Origin of the sequence: Acidiphilium iwatense (assembly GCF_021556475.1) — a bacterium.
Lineage (GTDB): Bacteria > Pseudomonadota > Alphaproteobacteria > Acetobacterales > Acetobacteraceae > Acidiphilium > Acidiphilium iwatense.
Window position 1 is genome coordinate 1 of the sequence record NZ_JAKGBZ010000090.1, and the last position, 6135, is coordinate 6135.

Genomic DNA, 6135 nt, shown 5'->3' on the forward strand with positions numbered 1-6135 from the left:
TCATCCCCACCATGCCGGAGCCTCGCCTGCTGCCACTGGTCCAGAAATTCGCCGATATGCTCGCCGACCTGCCCGTCTTCGCCGAGACTTTCGGGGCAGTGTGAAAATGAGGGGAGTCTTGAGGACTCCAACCTGACTGTATCGCTCGCCGCCTGCGAACTCGGCATGTCGGCGCGCACGCTGCAACGCAGGCTTGGCGAGGAAGGCCTGAGTTTCCGCGGCCTGGTCAAGGAACAGCGGGCGGATGCCGCAACCCGTATGCTCAGAGAGCGCCGGCGCTCGCTCAAGTCCATCGCCCATAGTCTCGGCTACGCGGAACTGTCCGCTTTCTCCCGTGCCCACCGTGCCTGGACCGGGCAGCCTCCGCGCGCAGCCCGAATCGCCCTTCAGCGCGGCTGATAGATTCCCTTAAACCCCGCGCGGCATCATCAGCCGAATCGAAGCTGAGGCCCAAACCACATCTACCATTCCGGCTTCGATTGATGAGGTGAAAGCGCATCGGGACGGCCTGTTGCGGGCAGCATCCGAACTTTGTGCTTGACTCACTTTGCTAGATAGCTTTAATACAAAGCTACTGAGAGGAGGAAACAATGGAGTTCGATTATTGCTCTTTCCGCAAGGCGCTTTCGCATTTTGCCACGGGGGTTGCCGTCGTCACAGCTCGTGGACCTGCCCATGAGCCAATTGGCATGACCATGACGTCGTTCAATTCTGTCTCTCTGGATCCACCTCTGGTGCTATTTAGTGTCGATAGGCGCGCACTTAGTCTCCCGGCCATGGTCGCGGCGCAGGGGTATGCGATCAATATTCTGAGCAGATGCCAAGAAACCCTGTCAGGACAGTTTGCCCAGGCCCGCGGTGAGAAGTGGGCCAACGTCGAAGTCGTAGCAGGCTATACAGAAGCCCCCCTACTTCAGGGAGCGCTCGCTCACTTCGAATGCGAGCCGCACGCTCATTACGACGCCGGCGATCACGTAATTTTCGTTATCCGCGTCATTCGGTTTTCAGCAAACGAGCGTGAGGCGCCGTTGCTTTTCTTTCGCGGAAAATACCACAGCGTCGGCGAAGGCGCACTGAGTTAACCAATCACGCTGATCTGTGGCTGCACAACGAATTCTCTGAGGAGTGAAACGATCCATGGCTATCTTAAAAACGGGCGATAGGCACATTTCAGGTCTGCAAGACGGACGCAGTATCTACATCGATGGGGAACGCGTCCCCGACGTAACCGCGCACCGCGCTTTCTCCAACTCGATCAAATCCGTCGCCAAGCTATTCGACTTCGCATCGGCAAAAGAGAATCAGGATCTCATGACCTATCAGGTCGTGCCGGGTGAGCGCGCAAACCGAATTTGGCAACTGCCCGAGACCATCAATGACCTTATCGATCGCCGACACGCCTTGGAGGCTTGGGGAGCGCTTCATGCGGGGTTTCTGGGCCGAGCTCCAGACCATGTCGCCTCCTGTATTGCAGGCCTTTACATGGGTTTGGACGTCTTCGAAGCCTATGATCGAGAGCGGGCCACAGCTCTTGCCGACTACTACCGCTATGCCCGAGATCGCGACCTTTATTTAACCTACGTGATCATAAATCCACAAGCAGACCGCTCGAAGAGCGCCGCGCAGCAGAAGGATGCGTTCCTGACCGCCGGGGTTGTCGATCAGGATATGCGGGGCATCACAGTCCGCGGGGCGAAAATGCTCGCAACTGGCGGCATCATGGCCGATGAGATTTTCGTGACGTGCATCCAGCCGCTGCAGCCCGGTGATGAGAACTACGCTCTGTCGTTTGCCATTCCGCTGAATACGCCAGGCCTGACCCTTCTCTCCCGAAAATCCTACGAGGAGGCCGCGGGTTCCGTATTCGACTATCCGCTCGCGAGTCGATTTGATGAGAACGATGCGGTCATTTTCTTTGACGACGTCCAGGTTCCTTGGGATCGGGTGTTCGTCTTCAAGAGCATCGAGATGTGCCAGAAGCAGTTTTTCGCTACTCCTGCGCACGTCTACCAGAACTATCAGGCAATGATCCGTCTCTCGGTGAAGGTCCGCTTTCTGATTGGGCTGGCACGGCGGATCGCCGAGATCAATGGCGTTCTTGGTTTTCCACAGGTTCGTGAAACGCTTGGCCAACTCGCGGCTGAGGGGGGCATGATCGATGCCTTCGTGGCGGCCATGGAGGCCAAGGGATCGCACAACGGCCGCTACTACATTCCTGATCGGCATACGCTCTATGCGGCGCAGACTTTGACGCAGCAGCTGTATCCGAAAATACTCAATACGTTGCGTGAATTATCTGGAGGAGGTCTGATAATGCTACCGTCTTCTGTAGAAGATTTTCGCAACCCCGATATTGCGTCACTTATTGACCGCACACAGCAATCACCCGCCGCCACCGCTCCGGAGAAAGTTAAATTCTACAAACTTGCCTGGGATGCTGTTGGCTCCGAATTTGCCTCACGTCACCATCAATATGAGATGTTTTATGCGGGAGCGAACTTCGTCACAAAAGGACATTCCTTCCGTAGCTACAACTGGGAACACGCCAATACCTTGGTGACCAATATTCTGGATAGCTATGAGTTGGACGATCGGAACCGAATTCCGTAAGTGGCGGCATGAATTCTTAGGAGAAGCGCACCGATGTCCGTCAATAAAATTCATGACGAATTTCGTACCATTGATATGACGGCTGGATGGGAGGTTCCCACCGGATATCCGGCAGGAATCCAACAGAAGATCCTGTCTGGAGCCCTGGATGAGCCGGGCCGGCATGGCACCCGGACTCGCCTCTTGAGGTTTGAGCCGGGCGTCTACACGACAAAACCTTTCGTTCACGAATATTGGGAAGAAGTGTTCCTGGTGTCGGGTGACCTTACCGTCGGAAACAATGAGAGTGGCGACGGCGGCACGAGTTACAACCGCTTCACCTACGCCTGCCGGCCGCCGGGTGCCACACACGGCCCCTTCAAGTCCGAGGGCGGCTGCCTTCTCTTCGAGATTCATTTTTTCGATCCTGTCTGAAGAGGATCAGTTCCCGGTGCCCCCTCTACCCACCTTGGCCAGCCTCACGCATGACCTCGAGCGAGGGCGGACGACCGCGCTGGCTTTGGTCGAGAGTTGTCTGGCCGCGATTCATGACGTAGATGGCGAAGGCGGCTACACCTTCGTGGACGTAGACGCAGCGGGGGCGCTGAAGACAGCCTCCGCGTTCGACGCGATGCGGGAAGCTGGCTCGGCCCCCTCGCCGTTCGCCGGCATCCCGATCGCAGTGAAGGACCTGTTCGACGTGCAGGGCCAGGTCACCCGTGCTGGCTCGACTGTGCTGGCCGGAAATCAACCTGCACAGAGAGATGCTGAGTGCATCGGCCGGTTGAGACGCATGGGCTTTGTCATCATCGGCCGAACCAACATGACGGAGTTTGCCTACTCCGGTCTTGGCCTCAATCCCCACTATGGAACCCCGCGAAGCCGATGGCGGCCTCATGAATCGAGGGTTCCAGGGGGATCGTCATCAGGGTCCGCGATCGCGGTCGCTATGGGCATGGCCCATGCCGGCATAGGCACGGACACGGGCGGATCTTGCCGCATTCCCGCAGCCTTCAACAGCCTTGTGGGCTTCAAACCCACCGCGCGCCGCGTTCCGCTTGACGGAATTGTACCTCTTTCGTCATCACTTGACTCCGTAGGATCGATCGCCCGTTCAGTCCACTGCTGCGCCACCCTCGACACAATCTTAGCCGGCGAAACCACACGTCCCCTCGAGGCCCGCCCACTACACGGCCTGAGATTAGCCGTACCCCGCAATATCGCTCTCGATGACATCGAGAGTTGTGTTGCCGAGGAGTTCGATCGGGCTCTACATCGCCTGTCGAGAAACGGCGCTTTAATCGAGAGAGTGGTTGTTCCCGAACTTGACGAAGTGGCAGAACTGAATGCAAAGGGCGGACTCGCCGCCGCGGAAAGCTTCGCCTGGCACCGCCACCTGTTAGAGGAGCGCGCAACCGAATACGACCCACGAGTGCTCGCGCGCATTCGCTGCGGCGCTGATCAGTCGGCGGCGGATTATATAGAGCTGCATGGCAAACGACGGTCACTGATCACGCGTGCGACGGCTCGTATCGCCCCATATGACGCGGTGCTGATGCCGACAACTCCGATACTGCCGCCGCCAATAGAGGGTCTCACGGAAGACGCTGACTTCCAGAGGGTAAACCTTCTGGCACTTCGAAATCCTACCTTCATCAACATAATCGACGGATGCGCCCTATCGCTGCCAATCAATCGCGATAACAAAGCCCCTGTCGGCCTGATGATCGCCGGTCCCGCGAACACCGATCGCGATATTCTCTCGATCGCGCTCGCGATTGAGGCGCTTGGACGCGACTGGGATAGATCGCCAATTGCTGCGGACGAAGTCTAGGACCGTCACGAACATATGGAACCGTCAAAGACCATGGAGAACCCCATAATGAGTTCAGCCGACAGAACCCTCGTCTTCACGATACATGAAGCCGATCACTCGGCTTTACGTGAGATTCCGTTGTCCGGACTCGTTATCGCTGGCTGGACGGGTCGCGATCCGATCGCTAGAGACAAGCATATCGTCGAACTTGAAGAACTTGGGATCGCACGTCCCGCCACAACTCCAATCTTCTATCGCATTGCGGCTCGGCGGCTGACAACCAGTTCGACGATCGAGACCGCCGGAGAGGCATCAAGCGGCGAGGTCGAGTTCGTTCTAATCCAACTAGAGGGTCGCCTTTTCGTCGGTGTTGGCTCCGACCACACGGACCGCAAGGTAGAATCGTACAATATCACCGTGTCTAAGCAGATGTGTGACAAGCCGATCGCGCCAGAATTATGGGCCTTCGAAGAGGTAGCACCGCATTGGGATCGTCTCGTTCTGAGGTCTTATGCCACGATAGGCGGCGTACGTGAACTCTATCAGGAAGGCAGCGTCGCCCAGATGCTCCCACCGCTTTCGCTGATCGAACAAGGATTCGGAGCAAGCGCCCTACCCGAGGGTGTCGCACTCTTTGGCGGGACACTTTCCGCCAATGGCGGGATCAGGCCGAGCACGCGATTCGAGTTTGAGATCCATGACCCAATCCTTCGCCGGGGAATTAAGCATAACTACAGCGTCGTGCCATTGCCTGTGCTCGGCTAGTCACTTCGCAGAGTACCAGTATCATGGAGGATGAGATGCCGCCTTAGATCGCACCATTCATTAGCTAGCACCACAATTCCAATAACAGGAGGAAACAATGAAGCTTGCAAACCCGGCCCCGGTCGGACTCTTTGCGTTTGCACTAACTACTTGGCTGCTAAGCCTCGTGAACGCCGATTTCCTATCTGGGGCCTCCGTCCCGCTGATTCTTGCGATGGCTTTCGCATTTGGCGGTTCGATTCAAATCATCGTAGGCGTCATGGAGTTTGTTAAAGGTAACACCTTCGGGGTCGCGGCTTTCGGAGGGTATGGCGCATTCTGGTGGAGCTTTGCTCTCTTCGAGGAATTTTTTTTACGACATGTGCCCGCGTCGGCCGTGAGTTGGTACCTCGTCGTTTGGGCCGCCTTTTCCATAACACTCTGGATAAGCTCGTTTGCCATCAATTGGGCTTTGAATGCGACACTCTTCGCCGCGTGGGTAACGCTCCTGTTTCTCGCGGCGGCACCTGTATTTGGCGACCACACCCTGACTGTTCTTGGCGGTTACGGTGGACTGGTTACCGCGGTTCTTGCCTTTTACCTAGCCACTGCGACACTTCTGAATGAGATTCATGGCAGAACGATCCTGGCCGTCGGCGATCGCATCAAGCTGTCACCGGTTTTTGATCCGCTGATACGAAGTCTCTAAGCTGAGCTTCCTTTTTTTGAATTGCACAGCCCATTGATCCGAAACGATAATTTGTGATCGGGCGGGGTGGTTACTGGGTACAGCGGATGGCGAGAAGGTCGAGCGCCTTTTGCTGGATGGGTGTTGGCCTTGCGGTGATGGTGATCGGGAGGTTTGGCGAGATTGCGGTGGTGACGGTGTTGCGCGTCAGTGTCGCGAGGTCTGCGATCAGGCTGTGGAAGCTGTGGACCGGCAAGCCATCGTCGGTCTGTTTGGTGGTCTGTTTGCGGAGTGCTGC

At 56.9% G+C, this 6135-nt stretch carries 7 protein-coding genes and 1 pseudogene; 7 read left to right on the forward strand and 1 reads right to left on the reverse strand.

Going from position 1 to position 6135, the window contains the following annotated elements; translation table 11 throughout:
- The first annotated feature begins 165 nt into the window (after positions 1-165).
- The 7 genes from L2A60_RS19590 (at position 166) to L2A60_RS19620 (ending at position 5858) form a co-directional block, all read left to right on the forward strand.
- A complete protein-coding gene (locus L2A60_RS19590) occupies positions 166-399 on the forward strand; it encodes a helix-turn-helix domain-containing protein (RefSeq protein WP_235706142.1) in 234 nt (77 codons plus the stop codon).
- 191 nt (positions 400-590) lie between these two features.
- Positions 591-1082 (forward strand): flavin reductase family protein, encoded by a 492-nt coding sequence (locus L2A60_RS19595; protein ID WP_235706143.1) that lies wholly within the window; start codon positions 591-593, stop codon positions 1080-1082.
- A gap of 55 nt (positions 1083-1137) precedes the next feature.
- Positions 1138-2610 (forward strand): 4-hydroxyphenylacetate 3-hydroxylase family protein, encoded by a 1473-nt coding sequence (locus tag L2A60_RS19600; RefSeq protein ID WP_235706144.1) that lies wholly within the window; start codon positions 1138-1140, stop codon positions 2608-2610.
- A gap of 33 nt (positions 2611-2643) precedes the next feature.
- Complete coding sequence (locus L2A60_RS19605) at positions 2644-3024, forward strand: cupin domain-containing protein (protein WP_235706145.1); 381 nt, start codon at positions 2644-2646, stop codon at positions 3022-3024.
- A 34-nt stretch (positions 3025-3058) separates the two neighbouring features.
- Positions 3059-4423 carry an amidase gene (locus L2A60_RS19610; RefSeq protein WP_235706146.1) on the forward strand — a complete coding sequence of 455 codons (1365 nt, stop codon included), beginning with the start codon at positions 3059-3061 and terminating at the stop codon, positions 4421-4423.
- A 48-nt stretch (positions 4424-4471) separates the two neighbouring features.
- The gene (locus L2A60_RS19615; protein ID WP_235706147.1) at positions 4472-5170 is read left to right on the forward strand and encodes a DUF2848 domain-containing protein; all 699 of its coding nucleotides are present in this window, start codon (positions 4472-4474) and stop codon (positions 5168-5170) included.
- Between the two features lie 97 nt (positions 5171-5267).
- Positions 5268-5858, forward strand: coding sequence for an acetate uptake transporter (locus tag L2A60_RS19620; protein WP_235706148.1), 591 nt, complete (start codon positions 5268-5270; stop codon positions 5856-5858).
- A 70-nt stretch (positions 5859-5928) separates the two neighbouring features.
- Here L2A60_RS19620 and L2A60_RS19625 read toward each other — a convergent pair.
- Positions 5929-6135 (reverse strand): annotated as a pseudogene (locus L2A60_RS19625) (IS1634 family transposase); the annotation flags it as partial.

Excerpts from the sequence above, each read along its gene's own strand:
- L2A60_RS19590 (WP_235706142.1), top strand. The coding sequence starts at position 166 with ATGTCGGCGCGCACGCTGCAACGCAGGCTTGGCGAGGAAGGCCTGAGT.
- L2A60_RS19595 (WP_235706143.1), top strand. The coding sequence starts at position 591 with ATGGAGTTCGATTATTGCTCTTTCCGCAAGGCGCTTTCGCATTTTGCC.
- L2A60_RS19600 (WP_235706144.1), top strand. The coding sequence starts at position 1,138 with ATGGCTATCTTAAAAACGGGCGATAGGCACATTTCAGGTCTGCAAGAC.
- L2A60_RS19605 (WP_235706145.1), top strand. The coding sequence starts at position 2,644 with ATGTCCGTCAATAAAATTCATGACGAATTTCGTACCATTGATATGACG.
- L2A60_RS19615 (WP_235706147.1), top strand. The coding sequence starts at position 4,472 with ATGAGTTCAGCCGACAGAACCCTCGTCTTCACGATACATGAAGCCGAT.
- L2A60_RS19620 (WP_235706148.1), top strand. The coding sequence starts at position 5,268 with ATGAAGCTTGCAAACCCGGCCCCGGTCGGACTCTTTGCGTTTGCACTA.